This window comes from Paracoccaceae bacterium, from assembly GCA_033344815.1.
Lineage (GTDB): Bacteria > Pseudomonadota > Alphaproteobacteria > Rhodobacterales > Rhodobacteraceae > Roseobacter.
The window spans coordinates 3201011-3225667 of record JAWPMR010000001.1 but is presented as its reverse complement, the minus strand read 5'-3'; the positions used below and the strand labels follow the sequence as shown (position 1 = coordinate 3225667).

Genomic DNA, 24657 nt, shown 5'->3' with positions numbered 1-24657 from the left:
TTTCAATTTTCTATCTGCTGTGAGTTGGGGAGTATCGTTAGAGAGATACTGACAAAGGTTTTACTAGGTTTGGCGGTGACCTACTCTCCCACGCCTTAAGACGCAGTACCATCGGCGCGGCGGCACTTAACTGCCGAGTTCGGGATGGGATCGGGTGTTTTGCTCGCGCTATGACCACCAAACCATGAAAAACCTCTGTCGTCCAAGTCATGCACTCTAATGTGCTGTGTATGCTTTTGAATATCCTTCGAAGTCTTGCTTCTACTGGATCAAATCAAGCCTATCGGGCAATTAGTACCAGTCAACTGAACACATTGCTGTGCTTACATCTCTGGCCTATCGACGAGGTGGTCTACCTCGGCCCTCAGGGATACCTTGTTTTGAGGGGGGCTTCCCGCTTAGATGCCTTCAGCGGTTATCCTTTCCGATCATAGCTACCCTGCACTGCTGCTGGCGCAACAACAGGTCCACCAGTGGATCGTTCACCCCGGTCCTCTCGTACTAGGGGCAACTCCTCTCAAGTATCCTACACCCACGGAAGATAGGGACCGAACTGTCTCACGACGTTCTAAACCCAGCTCACGTACCTCTTTAAACGGCGAACAGCCGTACCCTTGGGACCTGCTCCAGCCCCAGGATGAGATGAGCCGACATCGAGGTGCCAAACACTGCCGTCGATATGGACTCTTGGGCAGTATCAGCCTGTTATCCCCGGCGTACCTTTTATCCGTTGAGCGATGGCCCTTCCACTCGGGACCACCGGATCACTATGGCCGTCTTTCGACTCTGCTCGACTTGTCAGTCTCGCAGTCAGGCTGGCTTCTGCCATTGCACTCAACGAGCGATTTCCGACCGCTCTGAGCCAACCTTCGCGCGCCTCCGTTACGCTTTAGGAGGCGACCGCCCCAGTCAAACTACCCACCACACAGGGTCCCGGATCCGGATAACGGACCGCGGTTAGACATCAAGCAGAACAAGGGTGGTATCTCAAGGGTGGCTCCACGCAAACTAGCGTTCACGCTTCAAAGCCCACCACCTATCCTGCACATGTTCGGCCTAATGCCAGTGTGAAGTTGTAGTAAAGGTGCACGGGGTCTTTCCGTCTAACCGCGGGAAACCTGCATCTTGACAGGTAATTCAATTTCGCTGAGTCTATGTTGGAGACAGCGGGGAAGTCGTTACGCCATTCGTGCAGGTCGGAACTTACCCGACAAGGAATTTCGCTACCTTAGGACCGTTATAGTTACGGCCGCCGTTTACCTGGGCTTCAATTCAGAGCTCTCACCCCTCCTTTTAACCTTCAGGCACCGGGCAGGCGTCAGACCCTATACGTCGTCTTGCGACTTCGCAGAGCCCTGTGTTTTTAATAAACAGTCGCCACCCCCTGGTTTGTGCCCCCAGCCAATACTTGCGTAGAAACTGGGCCTCCTTCTCGCGAACTTACGGAGGTATTTTGCCGAGTTCCTTCAACATAGTTCTCTCAAGCGCCTTGGTATTCTCTACCAGTCCACCTGTGTCGGTTTAGGGTACGATCTAGCGATGGAGCTATTTCCAGGAACCTCTAAGCAGCCCATTCAATCCAATAAGGATGAACTACCCTCGAGATCCGTCACTTCCATCTGGCCCAGGAATATTAACCTGGTTCCCATCGACTACGCCTTTCGGCCTCGCCTTAGGGGTCGGCTTACCCTGCTCAGATTAGCTTTAAGCAGGAACCCTTGGACTTTCGGCGACAGTGTCTCTCACACTGTTTGTCGCTACTCATGTCATCATTCTCACTAGTGATCTCTCCACCGGATCGCTCACGCGCCGGCTTCACAGAAAACTCCGCGTGTCCAATATCCCCGAAGGGAGTAAGGACACATGGAGTTATGTCACACTACGCTCTGCTACCATGCAATAAATGCATCCTCAGCTTCGGCTCATGGCTTGAGCCCCGTTACATCTTCGCCGCAAGACAACTTATTTAGACCAGTGAGCTGTTACGCTATCTTTAAAGGATGGCTGCTTCTAAGCCAACCTCCTGGTTGTTTTGGTCGTCTCACCTGCTTTCCCACTTAGCCATGAATTAGGGGCCTTAGCTGGAGGTCAGGGTTGTTTCCCTCTTCACGACGGACGTTAGCATTCGCCGTGTGTCTGCCATCTAGTACTCCTCGGTATTCGGAGTTTGGTTAGGATCAGTAAGCCGGTAAGGCCCCATTACCCATCCAGTGCTCTACCCCCGAGGGTATTCGGATGACGCTCTACCTAAATAGATTTCGCAGAGAACCAGCTATCTCCGAGTTTGATTGGCCTTTCACCCCTAGGCACAACTCATCCCGATCTTTTTCAACAGATGTGGGTTCGGTCCTCCAGTTAGTGTTACCTAACCTTCAACCTGGTCATGCCTAGATCACTCGGTTTCGGGTCTGATCCCACGAACTCAACGCCCTATTAAGACTCGCTTTCGCTACGCCTACACCTAACGGCTTAAGCTTGCTCGTGAGACCAAGTCGATGACCCATTATACAAAAGGTACGCCGTCACAAGACTGGAGATCAATTTGGACATCAGAAAGTGAAGGTGTACCGCACCGCCAGCGTTTCACTGCCGGGGTTAGTATCCTCAATATCTGCGTTGGATTTGTGGTCAAATGCGATTGAGATCCGACTGCTGTCTGTCAGCTTGTAGCCAACACCCAGAAGGGTTCTGAATTGCAAGTTTCCATCCAATGGACTGCCACCGCTTCCTTGATCATAATAACCAGGCATAAAACTGCCTTCTATGAACCAAGGACCTTCTCCTAAAGACCAAATGGCATAAACACCAAGACCGAGGAAGATATCGCTATCTCCATCAACTTGGCCAGCTGCTGCAAACGAATACGCTGCCTTTCGACCCGCAAAAAACGGATCAGCATGATATTCAATGATGAGCGCACCGGTTGTTGTGTCAGTTTGGTCCAAGACATCATCTACACCGAGGCCGATGACGAATTCGTCAGCGAATACGGTTGATGCACTCAGGATGAAGGTCAGTATGGAAGCTATAATTTTCATAGTTCCCAATGACATCCAAATTGAACTCCAGTCAAGCTCCGACTGATTGTAGGCGTTCGGTTTCAGGTACTGTTTCACTCCCCTCGTCGGGGTGCTTTTCACCTTTCCCTCACGGTACTGGTTCACTATCGGTCAGTAAGGAGTACTTAGCCTTCGAAGGTGGTCCTCCGATCTTCAGACAGAATTTCACGTGTTCCGCCCTACTTAATACGTCCAATCATGCTTCTTATACGGGACTATCACCCACTCTGGTTGCGCATTCCAACGCATTCTAACCACACTCATGGCTCGGCTGGTCCCCGTTCGCTCGCCGCTACTAGGGGAGTATCAATTGATTTCCTTTCCTCCGGGTACTTAGATGTTTCAGTTCCCCGGGTTTGCTTTTATAAACCTATGTATTCAGTCTATAAATACCTGTTTTACCTCATTATTAGCTGCTCCGGAGAGCAATAATAACAAAGTATCAGGTGGGTTGCCCCATTCAGAAATCCATGGATCAAAGGTTATTCTCACCTCCCCATGGCTTATCGCAGAGTATCACGTCTTTCATCGCCTCTTACTGCCAAGGCATTCACCAAACGCCCTTTTCGCGCTTGATTTGATCCAGAAAAAGAAAGACTTGCGTCAATCGCGGGCCTCTCAGCTGGTAACTAAAAGAAACCCTTTATTCTGAACCAAAAGCATACTTTTTCCCGCCTAGCTCCGTAGAGCTAGACAATGAACAATGCGTATAGCTGATCGTCCGTGCAGGAGATCAGCGTCATTGTTCGGGTTAGTGTACTTGACTTGGACAACTCTGTTCATTTCAGGCTGCATACGAAGGATTGGCCGAGGAAACAGCCGCACAATCGCTTGCCTCACCCCGAAGGGATCGGCACAAACCTGAGATCGTCGCCTTACTCGGCGGGATCAAACAGTGTTGTAATTGTATCTCTCTATACGATGTCAATGCTGCGACTTCCGAAGAAGCATACAGCGCGTCTGTAGAACAGACGTTCAAACATTCATTGAATGCTTGAAGATGTGTTCCACTTGGTAATGGTGGAGCCTAGCGGGATCGAACCGCTGACCTCCTGAATGCAAATCAGGCGCTCTCCCATCTGAGCTAAGGCCCCAATTAATCCCGAAGGATATGGTGGGTCGAGGAGGACTTGAACCTCCGACCTCACGCTTATCAGGCGTGCGCTCTAACCACCTGAGCTACCGACCCAGCTGATCACGCTATGCGGGATCGGCATCGCTCGGCATTCGATTTGCAAGCAAATCTGCCGAGAGGGCCAGTTGCACTTAGCAAGATCGGCAATTTTCATAACCCCGATGGGTTACTTTTTTCTGAAGAGATATGAGGACGGCTCGGTCCGATGTTTTGACCAGCTTTGTTTGCTGATCTTGCTAAGTGTTCCATGATTGATGCGAACATCAATGGCTAGGAACATCCTTAGAAAGGAGGTGATCCAGCCGCAGGTTCCCCTACGGCTACCTTGTTACGACTTCACCCCAGTCGCTGATCCTACCGTGGCCGCCTGCCCCCCGAAGGTTAGCGCAGCGTCGTCGGGTAGAACCAACTCCCATGGTGTGACGGGCGGTGTGTACAAGGCCCGGGAACGTATTCACCGCGTCATGCTGTTACGCGATTACTAGCGATTCCGACTTCATGGGGTCGAGTTGCAGACCCCAATCCGAACTGAGACAGCTTTTGGGGATTAACCCATTGTCACTGCCATTGTAGCACGTGTGTAGCCCAACCCGTAAGGGCCATGAGGACTTGACGTCATCCACACCTTCCTCCCGCTTATCACGGGCAGTTTCTTTAGAGTGCCCAGCCGAACTGCTGGCAACTAAAGATGTGGGTTGCGCTCGTTGCCGGACTTAACCGAACATCTCACGACACGAGCTGACGACAGCCATGCAGCACCTGTCACTGCGTCACCGAAGTGAACGCCCGATCTCTCGGGTTAGCACAGGATGTCAAGGGTTGGTAAGGTTCTGCGCGTTGCTTCGAATTAAACCACATGCTCCACCGCTTGTGCGGGCCCCCGTCAATTCCTTTGAGTTTTAATCTTGCGACCGTACTCCCCAGGCGGAATGCTTAATCCGTTAGGTGTGTCACCGAACAGTATACTGCCCGACGACTGGCATTCATCGTTTACGGTGTGGACTACCAGGGTATCTAATCCTGTTTGCTCCCCACACTTTCGCACCTCAGCGTCAGTATCGAGCCAGTGAGCCGCCTTCGCCACTGGTGTTCCTCCAAATATCTACGAATTTCACCTCTACACTTGGAATTCCACTCACCTCTCTCGAACTCAAGACCAGGAGTTTATAAGGCAGTTCCAGGGTTGAGCCCTGGGATTTCACCCTATACTTTCTGATCCGCCTACGTGCGCTTTACGCCCAGTAATTCCGAACAACGCTAACCCCCTCCGTATTACCGCGGCTGCTGGCACGGAGTTAGCCGGGGTTTCTTTACCAGGTACTGTCATTATCATCCCTGGCGAAAGAGCTTTACGACCCTAGGGCCTTCATCACTCACGCGGCATGGCTAGATCAGGCTTTCGCCCATTGTCTAAGATTCCCCACTGCTGCCTCCCGTAGGAGTCTGGGCCGTGTCTCAGTCCCAGTGTTGCTGATCGTCCTCTAAAACCAGCTATAGATCGTAGACTTGGTAGGCCATTACCCCACCAACTATCTAATCTAACGCGGGCCAATCCATCTCCGATAAATCTTTCCCCCGAAGGGCGTATACGGTATTACTCTCAGTTTCCCGAGGCTATTCCGTAGAGAAGGGTATGTTCCCACGCGTTACTAACCCGTCCGCCGCTCACCCGAAGGTGCGCTCGACTTGCATGTGTTAGGCCTGCCGCCAGCGTTCGTTCTGAGCCAGGATCAAACTCTCAAGTTGAAAAGCATTTACATGCTTGTCCTTGACGTTCGAACCTCTGCACATCGACCTGCACCCCTTACTGAAAGGTACAGGCGTCTTTTCTGTTTGTTGTGCTTCAGTTATCAAAGATAACTGGAAGCCGTCCAAACAGTGAAGCTGACACTCTATAATCGGGCGAACCCTAAGAGCGCGATATGAAGAGGTTGATCCATCGAATGAACCAAACCGCCCACATATCTCTTCAGATATTCATCAATTTCAAAGAGCGTAGAGACAAATGTGACTGGATGCGCCCTAACTTCTTTGGCGCGCCCCGCCTCGTTTACCTCTGATTTTATCGTTCCGCCTCGTTTCCGTCTGGTTCGTTTCCGTTCCGTCTGGCCCGTCTGGCGCCCCGTTAGAGCATCGCTGCCCTTTCGGTAAGGGGGGTTCTAGAGTTAGTGGCTGAGACCCGCAACCCCTTTTTTAAGGAAACATCATTTTTTTTACATCTTTCTGCTTTTCTCTTTAAAAACAGCCTGTTGCTTGTCAAATATTTCAGAAATCCGGTGGTTTCAGCAGCTTTCTTTCGTTTACTGGAGATAAACCACGGGCCGCCAAACCCTATATATAGCGTTATCCACAGAGCTATCCCCAAGACTCCCCGAGTCATCCGGCAAATCAGACACGAGTCGCGGGTGGAATCTGGTGAATCGGGGCTGATTCACTCCCGGCCAGCGTTAGATTCGTCCAGATGGTCAAAAAAAACCGCAGGAATCGCGAGGATTCCTCATGCGCTCGCGACTCACACTCTTCGCACTTTGCCCGTTTTTAGAGCAATTGATCTTCAGACCGCCTGTTTGCGGCGCGCTTTGGGAAGTCTGAGCGCGAGAAGCGCCAAAATCACTGCCAAATAGGCCATTGGCTCCATCGCCCAGACTTTAGTGAGCATGACATAATGCAGGCCGCCCAGAATCGCGGCCATATATGCAAGCTTGTGAAGCTTGTGCCATTTCATCCCCAATTTGCGCAGGGACCAATTGTTGGACGTTGCCGCCAGAGGTATCAGCAGGACAAAAGCCGCCATGCCAATGGTGATGTAGGGTCGCTTTATAATGTCTGCCCAGATCTGGCTCAGGATGCCCACATCAAGCACCAGCCAGACCAGCAAATGCAGAGCTACATATATAAAGGCAAGCAGACCAATCGCGCGGCGGAATTTCAGCAGGTTCAGACCGGCGTAGCGGCGCAGGGGTGTAACGGCCAGTCCGGCGATCAAAAGCTGCAAGGCGATCTCGCCCAGCTCATGTTCCAGCGCCTTGATAGGTTCGCGTCCCAACCCCCCGGTTTGCGCCAGATAGAGCAGATAGGGCACCGGCAGAAGACACAGTATATATAGTACCCATGTCGGCACCCCGCGCAGCGCATTGTTGACACGTTCAACCAGGGTCTTTTTAGCTGTCGACGTCATAGGGGCGTTTTGCTCTTGCTGCAGTCTAAGGAAGTATCCCATTTCATTCGCTCCACTCTATCAGTCCGGGCTCATCGTAACAGCACATGCTTTTGCGGCTCTTGCCGCGTTGGGCTTGGGCGCGGCACAGCTTCTATTGGCAAAGGGCACTACTGGTCACCGGGTTGTAGGGTATATATGGGTATCGCTCCTCGGTTTGGTTGCGCTGTCCAGCTTCTGGATCCACGACATACGCCAGTTCGGGCCGTTCAGCCTGATCCACGCATTATCTGTGTATACACTTTTCGGCCTCGTTTTCGGGATCCGCGCGGCGCAACGTGGAGATATACCCCAACACCGCAGCACCATGCGGCAGATCTTTTATATTGCCCTCATCGGGGCCGGGGCCTTCACTTTACTGCCCGGCCGCGACATGCATCTGGTGGTTTTCGGTCCCTGAGCGCCCGCTCAATAGAACCGTGTCAGGTCCATACCTTCATAAAGGCTCGCGACCTCTTCCTCATAGCCATTGAACATCAAGGTCGGGATGCGCTTTGAAAACAGCCCGCCGCCGATCTTGCGTTCTGTGGCTTGCGTCCAGCGCGGGTGATCAACCGTCGGGTTCACATTTGCAAAGAACCCGTATTCGCTCGCCTGCAAGGCTTTCCATGTATTGACGGGCTGTTCATCGGTCAGGGTAATTTTCACGATGGATTTGATCGACTTGAAACCATACTTCCAAGGCACGACTAACCGCATCGGCGCGCCGTTCTGGTTAGGGATCGTCTTGCCATATATCCCGGTCGCCATGATCGTCAGCGGATGCAAGGCCTCATCCAGCCGCAGCCCCTCGATATACGGCCAGTCAATCGAGCGGGATTTCTGCCCGCGCATCTCCTCAGGCCGGTACAACGTTTCAAAGCGAACGTATTTCGCATCAGGCTTCACACCTGCCATGGCCAACAGATCTGCCAACTCAAACCCGTTCCACGGAATCACCATCGACCAGGCCTCCACACAGCGGAAGCGGTAGATGCGTTCCTCAACGGTCATCTCAGCCATGATGTCTTTGAAATCATAATCCCCGGGTCTGTCGACCAAACCATCAATCGTCACCGTCCATGGATCCGTGGTCAGCGCATCGGCGTATGTCACAGGATCGGTTTTCCCAGTGCCGAATTCATAGAAGTTATTATATTGTGTGATGTCTTCCCAGGAATTGGGTTCCAGGGCCTCTTCTGCGCTGAGCCCGGTGCCCATGCCCGCAAGTCCCATGCCCGCGGCAGCACCCATCATCAACTGGCGCCGGCTCAGAAAAGCCGCTTCCGGCGTCACATCTTCATGCGTCAAGGTATTGTTCCAACGATAGGCCATCAATTGCTCCAGTTCTCTGCGTCGTGCCCTATGTAGGAGACAGTCCGCAGGCCTCCAAACGATTTCCTCTCACGATTGGGACAACAAACTGTAACCTTTTGCCTGCAATCGGCGGATCAATCCGAGAGATTTCGCCCCATTTTCTGACATTTTTGTGAGTGGAAACCAACAAACCCAGTGGCTTAGTCCGTTTGGCTGTTAGTCAAATCGCATCGGCAAAAAACCCCGATGATCCAAATCCTCACCCACCGCGTTTATCCCACAGTTATCACCGTGGGCATTCTGCACACTGAACCTAAGGAGACCAATATGTTTCGTCGTCATTTTTTGAGCCTCACCGCAGCCACCGCCTTGCTGAGCACCACTGCTTTTGCGGGCGATCCATCAATGGACATCGTCGACACCGCTGTTGATGCGGGCTCCTTCACAACCTTGGTGGCTGCCGTTCAGGCCGCCGGTCTGGTCGATACGCTGAAAGGGGATGGGCCCTTCACCGTGTTTGCGCCAACAGATGAGGCCTTTGCAGCACTGCCCGAAGGCACTGTCGAATCTCTGTTGCTTGAAGAGAACAAGGAGCAACTCGTTGCCATTCTGACTTATCACGTCGTGCCGGGCAAAGTCATGTCCACGGACCTTTCCGATGGGATGACAGCCACAACCGTGCAGGGCGGAGATCTGACCGTGGATCTGGGTGAAGGCGTGAAAATCAATACCGCCAGCGTCACAGCTGCTGATGTCGAGACATCAAATGGCGTCATTCATGTTGTCGACACTGTAATCCTTCCTGAGTAACCCTCCGTTTTCCAGCGGATTACAGTCAGGCCCGGTTGGACCCCCCTGCCGGGCCGTTTTTTGCCTATTCTATATTTGCAACAAAGGCGGCAAATCTTCCATCGCGTCAAACAATGCGTCGCAAATGGGGGCAAGCCGCTCAGGGCCGCTTTCAGCCGTATACCCACAGGTAAACATGCCGGCCGCCTTGCCCGCGCGCGCGCCGCTGACACTATCCTCCACCACAACACAACGCTCGGGCGAAATGCCTGCTTCGCGCGCCGCCTTCAGATAAACGTCCGGGGCCGGTTTAGGATTGGGCACGTCTTCGCGCGAAAAGATCCGACCCTGCAGGCGGTCAATCAGGCCCGTGCGCCCCAGCGTGATTTCCATCTTGCGATGTGGCCCGTTGGAACCAACCGCATAGGGAATCTCAGCTGCGTCAAGTGCATCCAGCACGCTCACCACGCCGGGAATCAATTCAACCTCGCGACCAAGCACGTCAAAGATATCGTCATAAATACTGTCGAGCCAATCTTCGGGCAGCACAGCTCCCATGTCACGCGCCGTACGCATCACACCCGCCATCGTGCCACCCACAAACAAATCCACAATCTGATCGAGTGACAGGTCTAGGCCGTGGTGCGCCAGATTGTCCCGAATGACCAGATTGCTCAACGGCTCGCTGTCCACCAGCACGCCGTCGCAGTCGAAAATCACCAGTTCGGGTGGGAATATCATGAAAAAGGCCGGGTCATATGCCCGGCCTTTGTGATCCTATATTTGGGGCGGCGTCAATTGATGAAGCGACTCGGCGTTCTTCAATTGACGCTTTTCAGGGCCCGCAGCCAATGCAAGGCTCCACGGCACTCCCATACTTTAATGCACGACCGCATCATCCGGTTTGGGTCGATTGGTGGCCGCAACGCGGTCCCCGATGATCAACCCTTCAGCGCCCGCAGAGATGCTCAGCACATCACCGTCTTTCACGTCGCCGGCCAAAAGCATTTCCGCCAGCGGGTCCTGCAACGCACGTTGGATCACACGCTTTAGGGGCCGCGCGCCGAAGACGGGGTCATACCCTTCGTCAGCGAGCCATTTATGCGCCCCGGCATCCAGATCCAGCGTGATCTTGCGTGCCGCCAACCGTTTCAGCAAACGCGCCATCTGAATATCGACGATCCCGCCCATATCCTCGCGCCCCAACCGGTCAAAGATGATCGTCTCATCCAGACGGTTCAGGAACTCAGGACGGAAATGTGCGCGCACCGCGTCCATCACATCACGTTTGGCGTCGCTTGCATCGGCCCCGTCAGGCAATTGGCTCAACGCCTGCGCCCCAAGGTTCGACGTCAGAATGATCAGCGTCTGTTTGAAATCGACCGTCCGGCCCTGACCATCGGTCAGCACCCCGTCATCGAGCACCTGCAAAAGCACGTTGAACACATCCGGATGCGCCTTTTCGACCTCGTCAAACAGCACAACCTGATAGGGTCTGCGCCGCACCGCTTCGGTCAAAACGCCGCCTTCGTCATATCCGACATATCCGGGAGGGGCGCCGATCAGACGCGCAACCGCGTGTTTTTCCATGAATTCCGACATGTCGATACGCACCATGGCGTTGTCGTCATCAAATAGGAACTCCGCGACGGCCTTGGTCAGTTCGGTTTTACCCACGCCGGTCGGCCCCAGAAACAGGAATGACCCCAGCGGACGGTTTTCATCGTTTAGGCCCGCACGCGCACGACGCACCGCATTGGACAACGCTTTGACGGCAGCGTTTTGTCCTATCACCCTGTTGTGCAGCTGGTCTTCCATGCGCAACAACTTGTCGCGCTCCCCTTCGAGCATTTTGCCCGCCGGGATCCCAGTCCAACGCTCAACCACACTGGCGATCTGTTCGGGGCGCACAGCTTCTTCGACCAGCATATCGCCCTCATCGCGCCCCTCGGCATCGCCCAATTGTTTTTCCAATTGCGGGATCACACCATAGGATAGCTCCCCGGCTTTGGCGAGATTGCCCTCGCGTTTGGCGATCTCCAACTCGGCACGCGCCTGTTCCAGCTTCTCCTTGATGTCGCGCGCGCCCGATAGCTTGTCGCGCTCCGCTTGCCATTGCGCGGTCAACTCATCGCTACGCTCCTGCAAGTCGGCCAGGTCTTTCTCAAGCGTTTCCAACCGATCCTTGCTTGCCGCATCATCTTCCGCGCGCAAAGCTTCTGCTTCGATCTGCATCTGCAAAATCGACCGGTCCAGCGCGTCCAGCTCTTCGGGTTTGCTGTCCACTTCCATGCGCAACCGGCTTGCCGCCTCGTCCATCAAATCGATCGCCTTATCGGGCAAAAACCGATCCGTGATGTAGCGATGGCTCAGCGTGGAGGCCGCCACCAACGCACTATCGGAAATCCGCACACCGTGGTGCAGCTCGTATTTCTCTTTGATGCCGCGCAGAATGGAGACCGTGTCCTCCACCGTTGGCTCCAGAATCATCACAGGCTGGAAACGGCGCGCAAGGGCTGCGTCTTTCTCCACATACTTGCGGTATTCATCGAGCGTCGTCGCCCCGACACAATGCAATTCACCCCGTGCAAGGGCAGGTTTGATCAGGTTGGCCGCATCCATCGCGCCATCCGCCTTGCCCGCGCCTACCAGCGTGTGCATCTCGTCAATGAACAGAATGATTTCGCCCGCGGCCTCGGTGACCTCAGTCAGAACAGCCTTCAGGCGCTCCTCAAACTCACCGCGATACTTTGCACCGGCAATCAACGCGCCCATGTCCAGTGCCAGCAGTTTCTTGTTGCGCAAAGACTCAGGCACATCACCATTCACGATCCGCAGCGCGAGGCCTTCGGCAATCGCGGTTTTACCCACGCCGGGTTCACCGATCAGAACCGGGTTGTTTTTGGTCCGGCGGCTCAGCACCTGCATGGCGCGGCGGATTTCCTCATCACGGCCAATGATCGGATCGATTTTGCCCGCCTCGGCGCGCTCCGTCAGATCCAGCGCGTATTTCTTCAGCGCGTCATAACCCTCTTCGGCATTCGCCGTGTCGGCTGTGCGCCCTTTGCGGATGTCATTGATCGCCGTATTCAGCCCCTGCGCTGTGACGCCACCGGCATCCAACGCAGCCTTGGCCGCAGATTTCACCATGCAAAGCGCCATCAATATGCGCTCGACCGGGACAAAACTGTCCCCGGCTTTCTTGGCCAGCGCTTCAGCTTCGGCCAGCACTTTCTGCGTGGTGTTGTCCAGATACACTTGCGCGGCATCGCCGCTGACCTTTGGCATTTTTGACAAGGCCAATTCCAGTGACTGTACAACCTGCGCGGGATCACCCCCCGCCGCAGAGATGAGGTTGCTGGCCAACCCCTGATCGTCATCCATAAGTGATTTCAGAATATGTTCAGGCGCAAGCCGCTGATGGCTTTCGCGTGTCGCAATGGTCTGTGCAGCCTGAATAAAACCGCGCGACCGCTCCGTGAACTTGCTCAAGTCCATGGGTATTCTCCTTTTTCTAAAGCGTCCCGGATTGCTGCGCCCGACTTGGCGGCACGACAGCGTGGTAGGACCTTGTCTTTCATTTGGGGCCCGCGGGTGTCACCTTCAAGTGGTCCGCACGCTCCGTCGAAAGGATATACAAAAAACCATGCGTTTTGCCCTGACATGGATCAAATGACCGCGGATGGGAATGCCGCGGATAATTTCCCCGTTAACCCGGGACCGAACATCCCTATTTAAACGTTCAGACAAGGGCAAGAAAACGGTTCGCCCCGTATTCTGCCAGTCACTGAGTATCGTAAAAAGTTGGCATGTTCTGCCAGTTCCAGTTGTTCCGCCTGACCTCACAACTCCACTGCCTCAGGCGGGACAACGGTTTTTCGGGTGAAATGCTCGCGGACCGCTCCACTCCCCCGGAGCCCGGCCACGCGACACAGCCCGAAAAACGACGTAACGCACCTGGCCCGGAACGCATGAAGACCGCGTTTTCCGGGCCTTTTTGTGTAATTGCGCCGGTCCGATAGACAGCAGCGGTTTCACAGCATATGGAAACGCGACATCAAAAGGGAGCGGACCAAGATGGATGACCGGTTGATTGTGGCGCTGGATGTGCCGAACGCCCTGGCGGGCGAACAACTTGCCACCCAACTGGGTGATGCGGTGAATTTCTACAAAATCGGACTGGGGATGCTGACCGGGGGCGGTTTGGCGCTGGCAAATGAGCTCAAGCAGGAACGCGGCAAGCGCATTTTCCTCGACATGAAGCTCTTTGACATCAGCGCCACGATCGAGGCTGCGGTACGCGGATTGGCGCAATTTGATCTCGATTTCTTGACTGTGCACGGCGATCCGCATGTGGTTGCCGCCGCCAAGGAAGGCGCCGGTGGGTCGAACATGAAAATCCTCGCAGTCACGATCTTGACCTCGCTGGATCGCAGCGATCTGGATGGGTGCCAGATCCGCGAGGGCGATATCGCCGAACTTGTCGCCGCCCGTGCCACCCGTGCGTTTGAAGCGGGGGCAGACGGGGTGATCGCCTCACCCAAGGAGGCGGCCATGATCCGGGCTCTGCCCACGGCACCAGGTCGCTTGATCGTGACCCCCGGCGTGCGCCCTGCAGGGGCAGATCTGGGGGACCAGAAACGTGTGGCAACGCCAGCCCGCGCCATTGCAGATGGTGCAGATCACATTGTTGTCGGACGTCCGGTGTGGAAATCGCCAAATCCCAAAATCGCTGCGGAGGCGATTCTGGCGGAACTGAACGCCTGACAGACTCACAGGTCAAATTACTGATAATTATCGCAAAAGGTTAATTATCCACAGGTTACTTTGGTGGCTCTTGCGTCGATGAGCAACGCAAGAGACTGTGGCTAATGCACAACATACTACTCTATCTGGTGAAAATCGGTCATCGCGGGTTAGGTGTATTCTCCCATAGGTGGTAAGTTGACCCTAGGTGATACTCCCCGACGAACCGCGTCTTCCTGAGGTTCGTTACCTCCCCCCGCTCACAACAGCGGGGGGTTTTTCGTTTCCGACCTCTCCTTCAGGAATATCTTCAGGCGGTTCTGAAACTGCGGCACGGCTTTGGGATGGCGCAGAAATTGCGTCACATCCATGGTGCTCCAGCGCTGGCCTTCGTCCCCAAAAACGATCTGCTGCTCGAACCCTGTCGGCACATAGGCCACGAAAAACCAGTTCACCTGATCCGGGGCACAGAACCGCCGCCCCCAGACAATGGACCCGGGCGGCACGGTCAGGCCCAACTCCTCGCGCGTCTCACGCAGCGCACAGTGCAATGGTGTTTCCCGCCCTTCACGCCCGCCACCGGGCAAATCCCAATGGTTTGGATAGGGGATATCAGGGCGATCATCGCGCAGGATCGTGATCAGCTGATCCCCCATCAAAAGCACGATTTTCGCGCCGGTAAAGGGCATGTTCATTTCGACCGTGCTGGCATAGGGTTGCTGCATGTGTCCATTATAGACGAACGACCTGCAAATGCCCGCTCTTTGCCGCGATTGCCTGACCGAATTTGACGCCGGACGCCGCTGCCCGACCTGCGGCAGCCCGCGCATTGTCGCACATCCGGAACTGTTTGCGCTCTCCATCGCGCATATGGATTGCGACGCGTTTTATGCCTCGGTGGAAAAACGCGACGACCCGAGCCTGCAGGACAAGCCTGTGATCATTGGCGGCGGGCGGCGCGGTGTGGTCTCAACCGCGTGTTATGTCGCGCGCATTCGCGGCGTGCGCTCTGCCATGCCGATGTTTCAGGCGCTCAAACTGTGCCCCGAAGCGGTGATCATCAAACCGCGCATGGACGCCTATGTGGAGGCCTCCCGCGCGATCCGGGACATGATGTCGGAAATGACGCCCGATATCGAACCCCTGTCGCTGGATGAGGCCTTCATGGATCTGTCGGGCACCGCGCGCCTGCATGGACGTCCCCCGGCGGTGATGCTGGCGCGCCTCATCAAACGCATGCGCACGGAACTGGGGCTGACAGGATCCATAGGTCTCAGCCACAACAAATTTCTGGCCAAGGTGGCGTCTGATCTCAACAAACCACACGGGTTTTCCATCATTGGCGCGGCGGAAACGGATGACTTTCTGCGTGATAAACCCGTGCGGATGATCTGGGGCGTGGGGCCAGCGGCGCAGGCCGCGTTTGACAAGGCGGGCATTCGCACCTTTTCGGATCTGCTCCGGTGGGAGCGCACCGAATTGATCGCGCGTTTCGGCTCCATGGGGGATCGCTTGTGGCATCTGGCGCGCGGGCAGGACGCGCGGCGCATATCGGCCCACACGCCGATGAAATCCATATCGAACGAAACCACGTTTCACGAGGACACCAATGATCCTGATCTGCTGGATGGGCATCTGTGGCGCATGGCGGAAAAGGTTTCGGACCGGGCCAAGGCCAAGGATCTCGCGGGACGTGTGGTCACGCTCAAACTGAAACGCTCGGATCACTCGCTCCTGTCCAAACGGATCAGCCTGCGCGATTCGACGCAAATGGCCGATACAATATATCGTACCGCGCGCGCGCTGTTTGATCAGGTAGGCGAACAAGGCCCCTATCGCCTGTTGGGTTGCGGTATATCCGACTTGATGGATGCCACCGGCGCAGACCGCTCAGGGGATCTATTAGACCCGCAGGCCAAGAAACGGGGCGATGCGGAACGTGCGACCGATGAGATTCGCGCACGTTTCGGCACGGATGCTATCCTGAAAGGCCGCGCATTGCGCTAAGGGTCACTCCGCCGCGAGCGGTATGCTTTGCTGACCGATCTGGGCAATTTCGGCAATCACCCCGCGCAGGGTGCGTTGCACGTCAGCGAAATCAGATGACGGCTTGATTGCTTTTTCGTCCATATAGATGGCGCGGTCGATTTCGACCTGAACCGTATGTTGCCCACGCGTCGGGCGACCATAGGCCTGCGTCACGTAAGCCCCGGCAAACGGCGCATTGCGCGATACCACAAAGCCGGCGGAGGAGAATGCCGCCTCGATCCGGTCAACGACTTCTGCGGCGGCTGCCGCGCCAAACCGGTCGCCCAGAACGATTTGCGGGCGTTTTGCGCCGCGCCGTGCGATGCCCTCGACCGCTTCATGCGGCATCGAGTGACAGTCAACCAAAACGGCCTGCCCGTGACATTGCACCGCGTCATCCAGCAGGGCCTGCAGCTGATTGTGATAGGGATGCCAATAGCTGTTCAGGCGTTGGCGCGCTTCAATCATGGTCAGCTTGCCGCGATAAATCGCGCGTCCATTGGCGACCACGCGGGGAATCACACCAAGGCCCGAAGCCACACGCGGGTTATGACCCTGACGACGCACGCCCTCGATCAAGGCCGGGTCAAGCTCTTCGGGGCTGCGGTTGAGGTCGACAAACGCGCGGGGCGCACCCGCTTTGATGAAGGTCGCACCAAATTCCGTCGCACAGTCAAACAACTGATCCACAAAGGCGTCTTCGGAGGAACGGATCGCGTGATCATCCAGCACAGTCGTGCGCAACAGCGACCACGGGTAGTCACGCCCGCTATGGGGCGAGGCAAAAACCACGCAGGATTTGTTGCGATCAGGGTAACAGACTTCAAACGCCGACTTGTTCATGGACAATCCTCTTGGCGCGACCATAGCGCAGAAAAAGCAAAAACCAAAAGCCCTTGATCCCTCTGACGACTCCTTTTATAGACCCGCCTACCAGCGCGTGTTTTCGCGCCCCATTTTTGTTTGGGGTTAAGGAATTCGCGTTACATAGGGGGTGATTAGCTCAGCGGTAGAGCACTTCGTTGACATCGAAGGGGTCACTGGTTCGATCCCAGTATCGCCCACCACCTGTTTCACTGGTCCGGATACCCCGGATCGCCCGCAACCCCGGCGCTGGTCCGCGCGCCGACTGAGAAGAAGATTAGAGGAGAGAGACCATGAAGGTTCGCAATTCGCTCCGCTCGCTCAAGAATCGGCACCGCGACTGCCGTGTTGTGCGACGCAAAGGCCGCGTTTACGTCATCAATAAAACCCAGCGTCGCTTCAAAGCCCGTCAGGGCTGAGACGCGACAGCATCACGATCTTAAAGGGCCGCTCTCTTTCCGGGGCGGCTTTTTTCATGCCAGCAGAGCTCAACAAAGGCTCGCGCGCACCTCATATTCGGGTTGGGAAAAATACGGCGCATAGCGGGTGGGAAAAGTGGGTTCATCACCGCTGTCCAACAGGCGCTCCTCGGAAAAACGCGATGGGAAGCGCATCAACTCGCCCTCATCGGGAATGCGATACCGAAACGAATCCACATCATCAAACGACGGCTGCAATCGGGGAATGGCCGTCAGGCGCATACCCTGACAGAGATACTGCGCCGTCACCGTAATCTGTGCTCCTTCGGTCGGGCCGGAGAAGGCGACGTCGATCAGATGACCCGCCTTTGTGCTGAAATCCCGGATCGCAAAGGTGAGCGGTTCCGCGATCTCGAAATTCTGCGTTTTATCCCCCGCACCAAACAACTCTTCTTCACTGATCCAAGTGTCACCATGGGCAAAATGTACATCATAGGTGCCCGGCGGCACCAGAACCTTGAAAAACGCGCCCCCCTCGATGAAGGCCGCCAGCGCGCCATCACCCGTTTTCGCATCCGTCAGCGTCAGAAGGTAATTCTGACCAACCGGGGTTTTCACCTGCAGCGGAAACACGGCGGGCAATCCCGTGCGGTTCCACATCAGCCCGGATGGGGTATCCGCTGCGTCTGGGCCGGCGGCAAACCCCGCCAGCGGCACCCACCAAAAGAACATCCACCATATCCTGACAACCATCACAGGCGTCTCCGCTTTACACCACTGAGAGCAGATCATAACACGAATCCGCCCGAAAAGGGCCGTTATACCCATCCCTGCGTTTCAATTCGGATCACTTCTCCGCAATGTTTGCAGTGGACCGCATCATGGTCGTGTTTCATCAGACCACAGGAGCCGCATTTATGGCTGACTTTCGAGGGCTGAATGATCGCGCGGGCCAATTGCACAAACAGCGCCACACCGACCACCATGATCACAACCGCCAACAGTTTGCCGCCCGTCGTCGTGGGGGTGATGTCACCATACCCCGTGGTCGTCAGGGTTGTGACCGTAAAGTAGAGCGCATCGATATAGCCACGGACGCCGGCTGAGCGCTCGGCAAACAGCGCAAACACAATGGACGTGGTGAAAAAGATGAAGACAAAGAGATTGACCGCCGCAATCACCGCATCTTCATGCTTGGCGAAAAACGCGCTTGTATGGCGCAAATCGCGCAGCAGGTGGTAGGAATGGATGATCCGCAGCCCTCTCAAAACACGCAGGAAGGCCAGATTGGCGTGAATGAAGGGGGATATCAGCAGGGACAAGATCACCACAATATCCGCAAGCGTATATATTTTGAGCAACATCGCCCGTCGATCCTGCGCGATCCACAGACGCGCAGAGAAATCCATCAAAATGACCAATCCGATCCCGAACCCAAACAGTTCCATGCGCGGTGAAGGCTCAAAGGGTGCAAGGGCAATGAACAGGATGATGGTGATGGCATCAAACGCAATCAGGCCCAGGCGGAACCTTTGGGAGCGTTTTTGCGATCCGGTGTAGAGTTCGGTCAGGGTCGTCTTCAAGGAGTGCGCCATGTCACATAATCAACTCAAAGTATCGCATGGAATGCAAGTCTTTATGCCCTGCAGCCCGCAAAGAAAGAAATTGGACAGGAAAAACACCCTGTCCGGGATGAAAGTGTCGATCAGACCGCCGTGTTTCGTTATCAGCACTTGTGTCAGAGCCGCCGGATCATAGATTCAACTTTCATGCCGCGTAAAAGAGAGATCACCATGACCGACACGTCCGCCTATACCCCGCCTTCCGTCTGGACATGGGAGTCCGAAAGCGGTGGCCAGTTTGCAAACATCAACCGGCCCATAGCCGGGCCGACCCACGACAAGGATCTGCCGGTTGGCAAGCATCCCTTTCAGCTATATTCGCTCGCGACGCCCAATGGTGTGAAGGTGACAGTCCTGTTGGAGGAGCTGCTGGCTCTCGGCATCAAGGAAGCCGAATATGATGCCTGGCTGATCAAAATTGGCGATGGCGATCAGTTTGGCAGCGGCTTTGTCAAAGCCAATCCAAACTCGAAAATTCCGGCACTGATGGATCACTCGGGAGAAGAGCCCGTGCGCGTCTTTGAATCCGGTGCGATTTTGCTGCATCTGGCCGAGCGGTTCGGGAAGTTCATCCCCACAGATCCATCCGCGCGGGCGGAGATGTTGTCCTGGTTGTTCTGGCAGATGGGGTCTGCGCCATATCTCGGGGGTGGATTTGGTCATTTCTATGCCTATGCCCCGGAGAAATTCGAATATCCCATCAATCGGTTTTCGATGGAGGCCAAGCGCCAATTGGACGTGTTGGACCGTCAATTGGCGGATCACGCCTATATTGCAGGGGACGCCTACACGATTGCGGATATCGCGATCTGGTCGTGGTACGGGCAACTTGTGCTGGGGCGCCTTTACAGCGCGGCAGAATTTTTGGATGTGGACAGCTATGAAAACGTCATGCGATGGGCCAAGACCATTGATGCGCGCCCCGCCGTACAACGCGGACGCATGGTGAACCGTACGTTTGGGGAACCGGAGATGCAGTTGCATGAGCGTCATGATGCGGGCGATTTTGAGACGCAAACGCAGGATAAAATCGGCGAAGAGGTCTAAGTGCACGGGCCGCCGTGGCACCAGCGGTGGCCCAAGGCCCACCCTACGGGCTGCGTCGCCCGACTTGACGACAGATCAGGATCACCGGCAGAAGACCAATGGCGACGATGACCAGGCTCGGCACAGCCGCGCCTTCCAGCCGCTCATCTGAGGCGAGGCGGTAGGCCTGCACCGCAAGCGTGTCGTAGTTGAAGGGCCGCATGATCAGGGTCGCGGGTAATTCTTTCATGACATCGACAAAAACGATGAGCAGAGCTGTCAGCAGGCTCGGGGCAAGGATCGGCAGATGCACGCGGCGCAGAGTCCCCGTGGGCGTCTGGCCCAGAGACCGCGCGGCGGCGTCCATATTGGCCGGTACCATCGCCTGTCCACCTTCATAAGCGCCCAGCGCTGCGGCGAGAAACCGGACAACGTAAGCTGTCACCAGCAACCAGATGGAACCGGTGATCAACAAGCCGGTGGAGACATCAAACCGGGCGCGCATGAAACCGTCCAGCGCATTGTCGAAGGCCGCGAAAGGCACCAGCAGGCCAACGGCGATCACGCCGCCGGGCACCGCATATCCCAGGCGTGCGATATAGGCCGCGCCATGGGAGGTGCGACCGGGGCGCAGGCGTTGGAAAAAGCCGACAGCCACGGCGGCTCCGACGGTACACACGGCGGCCACCGAGGCCAGTGTGACCGAGTTCTGGATAAAGCCCAGATAGCGCGCGCTCAGCAGGTTTTGTTCAGATCCCAGCCCCATCGAGAACAGCACCAGCACCGGCAACACCGCGCCCAACAGCACCGGCACACAACACAGCGCAAAGGCAATGAACGCGCGGTACCCGCTGAGCTGCGCAGGCTCCATGCGCTGCTGGCGCCGCGACGGGTCATGGTATTTTGCCCCGCCGCGCTGGGCGCGTTCCAGCATGGCCAACAGCAATGCAAAGCTCAGCAGGCACAGCGCCAGTTGCGCCGCCCCGGCCCGATCCGCCAGTGAAAACCAACTGGTGTAAATCCCCGTGGCGAAAGTCTGGACGCCGAAATAGGCAACGGTGCCGAAATCCGCGATGGTTTCCATGACGGCGAGCAAGACGCCCCCTGCAATCGCCGGTCTGGCCAGCGGCAGGCTGATCTTGAAGAACGCGGACCACGCGGAGGCACCCAAAGCGCGGGCGGCCAGAAAGGTCGTCGCGCTTTGTTGCAAAAACGCGGCGCGGGCCAGCAGGTAAACATAGGGGTAAAGCACAAGGATCAGCATGCTCGCTGCGCCCCCGACGGATCGGATTTCCGGGAACCAGTAATCACGCGGCCCCCAGCCCGTCAGGGCCCGCAACAGGGTCTGCACCACGCCCGGATGGTCCAGCACATGGGTATAGGCATAGGCCAATACGTAGGCTGGAAAAGCCAATGGCAGCACCAGCGCGATCTCAAAAAACCGCACGCCGGGAAATCGGGTCATGGTAACCAGCCAGGCGGCCCCGACACCCAGGGCAAAGGTGCCGACGGAGACCAGCAGGACCAACCAGAGCGTTGTTGCGCCGTAGCGTGGCAAGACCGTCTGCATCAGATGGGCTATCGTGTCGGTGCCACCGCTCAGAGCCGCCAGAGCGACTGCCAGCATCGGCAGCGCGCAGGTACAGGCCACAAAAACCGAGAGGCCCGACAGCACACGCGACCCATCGCGCACATGGGGCGATGCGCGGTCGGAATCATGGGCGGACAGAGGCGGCGCATCAGACATGGGCCCTATTCTCGACGCTTTTTGTCGGAATGACCAGAGGGATACCCGCCGCTTTTCAACGGATTACCGTGCCCACGCTGCGGTGAGAACAGAATGCTACACCGCCGGGATCCGCAAACCCCTATGCCGCTATGAACCCCGGGGCTTTCGCTGTGAGCAGCCACGCTACCAAGCTCTGACATGCGGGGGTTGGCCGGTGCCTGCACTATCGTGTCCCCCGGATGCACACCCGTCTAGTCGTAAGTCCGTTGATCCTCGATCACCATCCCATCCTTGGGCAAGCTGCCCGGCGCGACAATCTCGATGGCGCCTTTCAGCTTGAGGGTCGCAATCACCGAACCCGCCAGATCATCGGGTGAAACGCCTGTGGCCTCGACCTGCACCGTCATCGCGTCCTGCGCACCCTCCCGGCTGGCAATCACCCGCGCCTTGTGGATCGCATCGTGATGCGCGACAAGCGCTGCCACCTGTTCAGGACGCACGAACATGCCTTTGATCTTGGTGGTCTGATCCGCACGCCCCATCCAGCCCTTGATGCGCATGTTGCTGCGCCCGCAGGGGCTTTGCCCAGCCATCACCGCGCTCAGATCGCCCGTGGCGAACCGCACCAGCGGATAATCCGGGTTCAGCGATGTCACGATCACCTCGCCCACCTCACCTTCGGCCACGGGATCGCCGGTGCCGGGGGTGACGATCTCCACGATCACACCCTCATCAACGATCATGCCTTCCATGGCCGGGCTTTCGTAAGCGATATTGCCCAGATCGGCCGTCGCATAGCATTGCAGGCATGAAATGCCGCGATCCGCGTATTCCTGGCGCAGCGCGGGAAACAAGGCCCCGCCGCCCACAGCCGCCCGTGTGATCCCCAACGCCACACCCATCTCGGCCGCCTTGTCGAGGATCACCTTCAGGTAATCCGGCGTGCCCGCATAGGCGGTGGATCCCACAGCCTGCGCCGCCTGCACCTGTAATTCGGTCTGGCCTGTGCCTGCGGGCAAAACCGTCGCCCCGACCGCCCGCGCGCCGCTTTCGAAAATCATGCCCGCCGGGGTCAGGTGATAGCCGAAACAATTATGCACCACATCCGACGCGCCAATACCCGCCGCATGTAGAAAACGCCCCATGCGCCACCAATCATGGGTCACGCCACCGGGTTCATAGATCGGCCCCGGCGACTGGAACACATGCGCCACATTGCTAACGGGGATGCCGCCAAAGGGCGGTTTATCAGCCTGCCACTGCGCCAGATCAGATTTGCGCAAAACCGGCAAACGCGCCAGATCGCCGATGTCCTGCACCGCGCCTGCCTCGATACGACAGGCCTCCGGTGCGGTCGCAATCCGGTCGATATTGGCCTGCAATGCAGCCAATTGCGCCGCCTCGCGCGCATCTGCGCTGCGCGTCTCCAGATCGTCGAAATGCATTGTCATCTTATTCCGCCGCGGTCTGAAACGGCGCATCCGCCTCGACGATATGAGTGGTCATGATCACGATGGGCGCATCACCCAGGTTGGTCACGCCGCCATGCACCTGCCCAGCCGGGAAAAACATCGGCGTGCCATCGGCAAACTGCACCTCTTTGCCGTTCGGCATCAACGCGAGCCCCCCTGTCAGGATCACTGCATGCTCATCACCGGGATGTGTGTGCAGAGGGATGCGCCCGCCCGGCATGACCTTGAGGTTTGAGACCAGAACAATGGTCCCCTCCGCACCGCTCAAGGGTTGTTCATTCAATACCGTGCGTTGCACCAATTCCTCTGCCCACAGAGGGGTCGCCAACGTGGCAGCTACAAAAGCCAGGACCAGACGTCTCATCGTATTTCCTCCAGTTTTCAAGACAGCCACCTTTTACGGCGACGATAGCTGCGCACGTCGCGAAAGGACTTGCGGCCCTCCTCAGACATGCCCAGATAGAATTCCTTGACGTCCGGGTTTTCGCGCAGTTCTGCCGCCGGGCCGTCCATCACGACGCGCCCGGACTCCAGAATATAGCCGTAATGCGCAAAACGCAGCGCCACATTGGTGTTCTGCTCAGCCAGCAGGATCGTCACGCCCTGCTCCTCGTTGATCGATTTCACGATCTCGAAAATCTGTTCCACCAGTTGCGGCGCGAGACCCATGGAGGGTTCATCCAGCAGGATGGTCTCGGGCTTGGACATCAGCGCGCGGCCAATCGCCGTCATTTGCTGTTCACCGCCCGAAGTATAGCCGGCCTGAGATTTGCGGCGCTCCTTCAGACGTGGGAAATAATTGTAGACCAGTTCCAGATCCGCAGCGATGGCCCCCTTGCCGTCGCGCCGGGTATAGGCCCCCGTGAGCAGATTCTCCTCAACGGTCAGATGTTCAAAGCAGTGACGCCCTTCCATCACCTGCACCACGCCCTGTTTCACCGTTTCGGCTGGATCCTGATGTTGGATCACCGCGCCATGATAGCGGATCGAGCCTTTGGTGACCTCGCCGCGTTCCGAGGCCAAAAGCCCCGAGATCGCCTTGAGCGTTGTCGTCTTGCCCGCCCCGTTGCCGCCCAGAAGTGCCGTGATCCCGCCCTTGGGCACATTCAGGCTCACCCCTTTCAGCACAAGGATCACGTGGTTGTAGATCACCTCGATATTGTTGACCTCGAGCACCGTATCGGCACTTGTGTCCTGTTCTTTGGCGGCGTCCAGCATGGGGCGATAACCTCAATTTAGTCGAAAAATACCCCGG

Annotated in this window: 18 protein-coding genes, 3 tRNA genes and 3 rRNA genes; 7 read left to right on the top strand and 17 right to left on the bottom strand. The window is 56.5% G+C overall.

Translation table 11 applies throughout. From position 1 onward, the window contains the following. Positions 1–67: 67 nt before the first annotated feature. The 6 genes from rrf to msrQ all read right to left on the bottom strand — a co-directional run bounded on the left by rrf (position 68) and on the right by msrQ (position 7372). A 5S ribosomal RNA gene (rrf, locus tag R8G34_14945) occupies positions 68–182 on the bottom strand. Between the two features lie 88 nt (positions 183–270). Then, positions 271–3637, bottom strand: a 23S ribosomal RNA gene (locus R8G34_14940). A gap of 440 nt (positions 3638–4077) precedes the next feature. Then, positions 4078–4153: transfer RNA gene (locus R8G34_14935), tRNA-Ala, on the bottom strand. Between the two features lie 18 nt (positions 4154–4171). Further along, positions 4172–4248, bottom strand: a tRNA-Ile gene (locus R8G34_14930). Between the two features lie 232 nt (positions 4249–4480). Next, a 16S ribosomal RNA gene (locus R8G34_14925) occupies positions 4481–5940 on the bottom strand. The 16S, 23S and 5S rRNA genes sit together here with 2 tRNA genes alongside, the layout of an rRNA operon. An 808-nt stretch (positions 5941–6748) precedes the next feature. After that, entirely contained in the window at positions 6749–7372 is a 624-nt protein-coding gene (msrQ, locus tag R8G34_14920; GenBank protein MDW3224155.1) for a protein-methionine-sulfoxide reductase heme-binding subunit MsrQ, read from the bottom strand. Between the two features lie 40 nt (positions 7373–7412). Between msrQ and R8G34_14915 the strand changes: the two genes are divergently transcribed. Next, a complete protein-coding gene (locus R8G34_14915; GenBank protein ID MDW3224154.1) occupies positions 7413–7811 on the top strand; it encodes a DUF2306 domain-containing protein in 399 nt (132 codons plus the stop codon). 8 nt (positions 7812–7819) lie between these two features. Here the strand turns inward: R8G34_14915 and msrP are convergent, their stop codons facing one another. Then, entirely contained in the window at positions 7820–8725 is a 906-nt protein-coding gene (gene msrP / locus R8G34_14910) for a protein-methionine-sulfoxide reductase catalytic subunit MsrP (protein ID MDW3224153.1), read from the bottom strand. A gap of 309 nt (positions 8726–9034) precedes the next feature. On the opposite strand from msrP, the gene R8G34_14905 reads away from it, so the two are divergent. Continuing rightward, positions 9035–9517, top strand: a complete 483-nt coding sequence (locus R8G34_14905; GenBank protein ID MDW3224152.1) for a fasciclin domain-containing protein — start codon at positions 9035–9037, stop codon at positions 9515–9517. A 69-nt stretch (positions 9518–9586) separates the two neighbouring features. On the opposite strand, the gene R8G34_14900 is transcribed toward R8G34_14905, so the two are convergent. Together R8G34_14900 and clpB are read right to left on the bottom strand one after the other, a co-directional pair. Then, positions 9587–10237, bottom strand: a complete 651-nt coding sequence (locus tag R8G34_14900) for an HAD family phosphatase (GenBank protein MDW3224151.1) — start codon at positions 10235–10237, stop codon at positions 9587–9589. Between the two features lie 138 nt (positions 10238–10375). After that, positions 10376–12994: an ATP-dependent chaperone ClpB gene (gene clpB, locus R8G34_14895; GenBank protein ID MDW3224150.1), complete on the bottom strand. Its 2619-nt coding sequence runs from the start codon at positions 12992–12994 to the stop codon at positions 10376–10378. Between the two features lie 579 nt (positions 12995–13573). On the opposite strand from clpB, the gene pyrF reads away from it, so the two are divergent. Then, positions 13574–14263 (top strand): orotidine-5'-phosphate decarboxylase, encoded by a 690-nt coding sequence (pyrF, locus tag R8G34_14890; GenBank protein MDW3224149.1) that lies wholly within the window; start codon positions 13574–13576, stop codon positions 14261–14263. A gap of 239 nt (positions 14264–14502) precedes the next feature. On the opposite strand, the gene R8G34_14885 is transcribed toward pyrF, so the two are convergent. After that, positions 14503–14967 (bottom strand): NUDIX hydrolase, encoded by a 465-nt coding sequence (locus tag R8G34_14885; GenBank protein MDW3224148.1) that lies wholly within the window; start codon positions 14965–14967, stop codon positions 14503–14505. Positions 14968–14995: 28 nt separating this feature from the next. Here R8G34_14885 and R8G34_14880 point away from each other — a divergent pair, with 28 nt between their 5' ends. Beyond that, the gene (locus tag R8G34_14880) at positions 14996–16249 is read left to right on the top strand and encodes a DNA polymerase IV (protein ID MDW3224147.1); all 1254 of its coding nucleotides are present in this window, start codon (positions 14996–14998) and stop codon (positions 16247–16249) included. 3 nt (positions 16250–16252) lie between these two features. Here the strand turns inward: R8G34_14880 and R8G34_14875 are convergent, their stop codons facing one another. Next, positions 16253–17113 carry an N-formylglutamate amidohydrolase gene (locus tag R8G34_14875; protein MDW3224146.1) on the bottom strand — a complete coding sequence of 287 codons (861 nt, stop codon included), beginning with the start codon at positions 17111–17113 and terminating at the stop codon, positions 16253–16255. Between the two features lie 149 nt (positions 17114–17262). On the opposite strand from R8G34_14875, the gene R8G34_14870 reads away from it, so the two are divergent. Both R8G34_14870 and ykgO read left to right on the top strand, forming a co-directional pair. Continuing rightward, positions 17263–17337: transfer RNA gene (locus R8G34_14870), tRNA-Val, on the top strand. A gap of 90 nt (positions 17338–17427) precedes the next feature. After that, the gene (ykgO, locus tag R8G34_14865; protein ID MDW3224145.1) at positions 17428–17553 is read left to right on the top strand and encodes a type B 50S ribosomal protein L36; all 126 of its coding nucleotides are present in this window, start codon (positions 17428–17430) and stop codon (positions 17551–17553) included. Positions 17554–17622: 69 nt separating this feature from the next. On the opposite strand, the gene R8G34_14860 is transcribed toward ykgO, so the two are convergent. Together R8G34_14860 and R8G34_14855 are read right to left on the bottom strand one after the other, a co-directional pair. Next, entirely contained in the window at positions 17623–18285 is a 663-nt protein-coding gene (locus R8G34_14860; protein ID MDW3224144.1) for a hypothetical protein, read from the bottom strand. A gap of 86 nt (positions 18286–18371) precedes the next feature. Then, entirely contained in the window at positions 18372–19148 is a 777-nt protein-coding gene (locus tag R8G34_14855) for an ion channel (GenBank protein ID MDW3224143.1), read from the bottom strand. Positions 19149–19346: 198 nt separating this feature from the next. Here R8G34_14855 and yghU point away from each other — a divergent pair, with 198 nt between their 5' ends. Next, positions 19347–20222, top strand: coding sequence for a glutathione-dependent disulfide-bond oxidoreductase (gene yghU, locus R8G34_14850; GenBank protein ID MDW3224142.1), 876 nt, complete (start codon positions 19347–19349; stop codon positions 20220–20222). Between the two features lie 43 nt (positions 20223–20265). On the opposite strand, the gene R8G34_14845 is transcribed toward yghU, so the two are convergent. From R8G34_14845 to R8G34_14830, 4 genes are all read right to left on the bottom strand, one after another. Beyond that, a complete protein-coding gene (locus R8G34_14845) occupies positions 20266–21948 on the bottom strand; it encodes an iron ABC transporter permease (protein MDW3224141.1) in 1683 nt (560 codons plus the stop codon). A gap of 233 nt (positions 21949–22181) precedes the next feature. After that, positions 22182–23381 carry a phenylacetate--CoA ligase family protein gene (locus R8G34_14840; GenBank protein MDW3224140.1) on the bottom strand — a complete coding sequence of 400 codons (1200 nt, stop codon included), beginning with the start codon at positions 23379–23381 and terminating at the stop codon, positions 22182–22184. Position 23382: 1 nt separating this feature from the next. Then, positions 23383–23766 carry a cupin domain-containing protein gene (locus R8G34_14835; GenBank protein ID MDW3224139.1) on the bottom strand — a complete coding sequence of 128 codons (384 nt, stop codon included), beginning with the start codon at positions 23764–23766 and terminating at the stop codon, positions 23383–23385. A gap of 17 nt (positions 23767–23783) precedes the next feature. Beyond that, complete coding sequence (locus tag R8G34_14830; GenBank protein ID MDW3224138.1) at positions 23784–24620, bottom strand: ABC transporter ATP-binding protein; 837 nt, start codon at positions 24618–24620, stop codon at positions 23784–23786. Positions 24621–24657 lie beyond the last annotated feature (37 nt).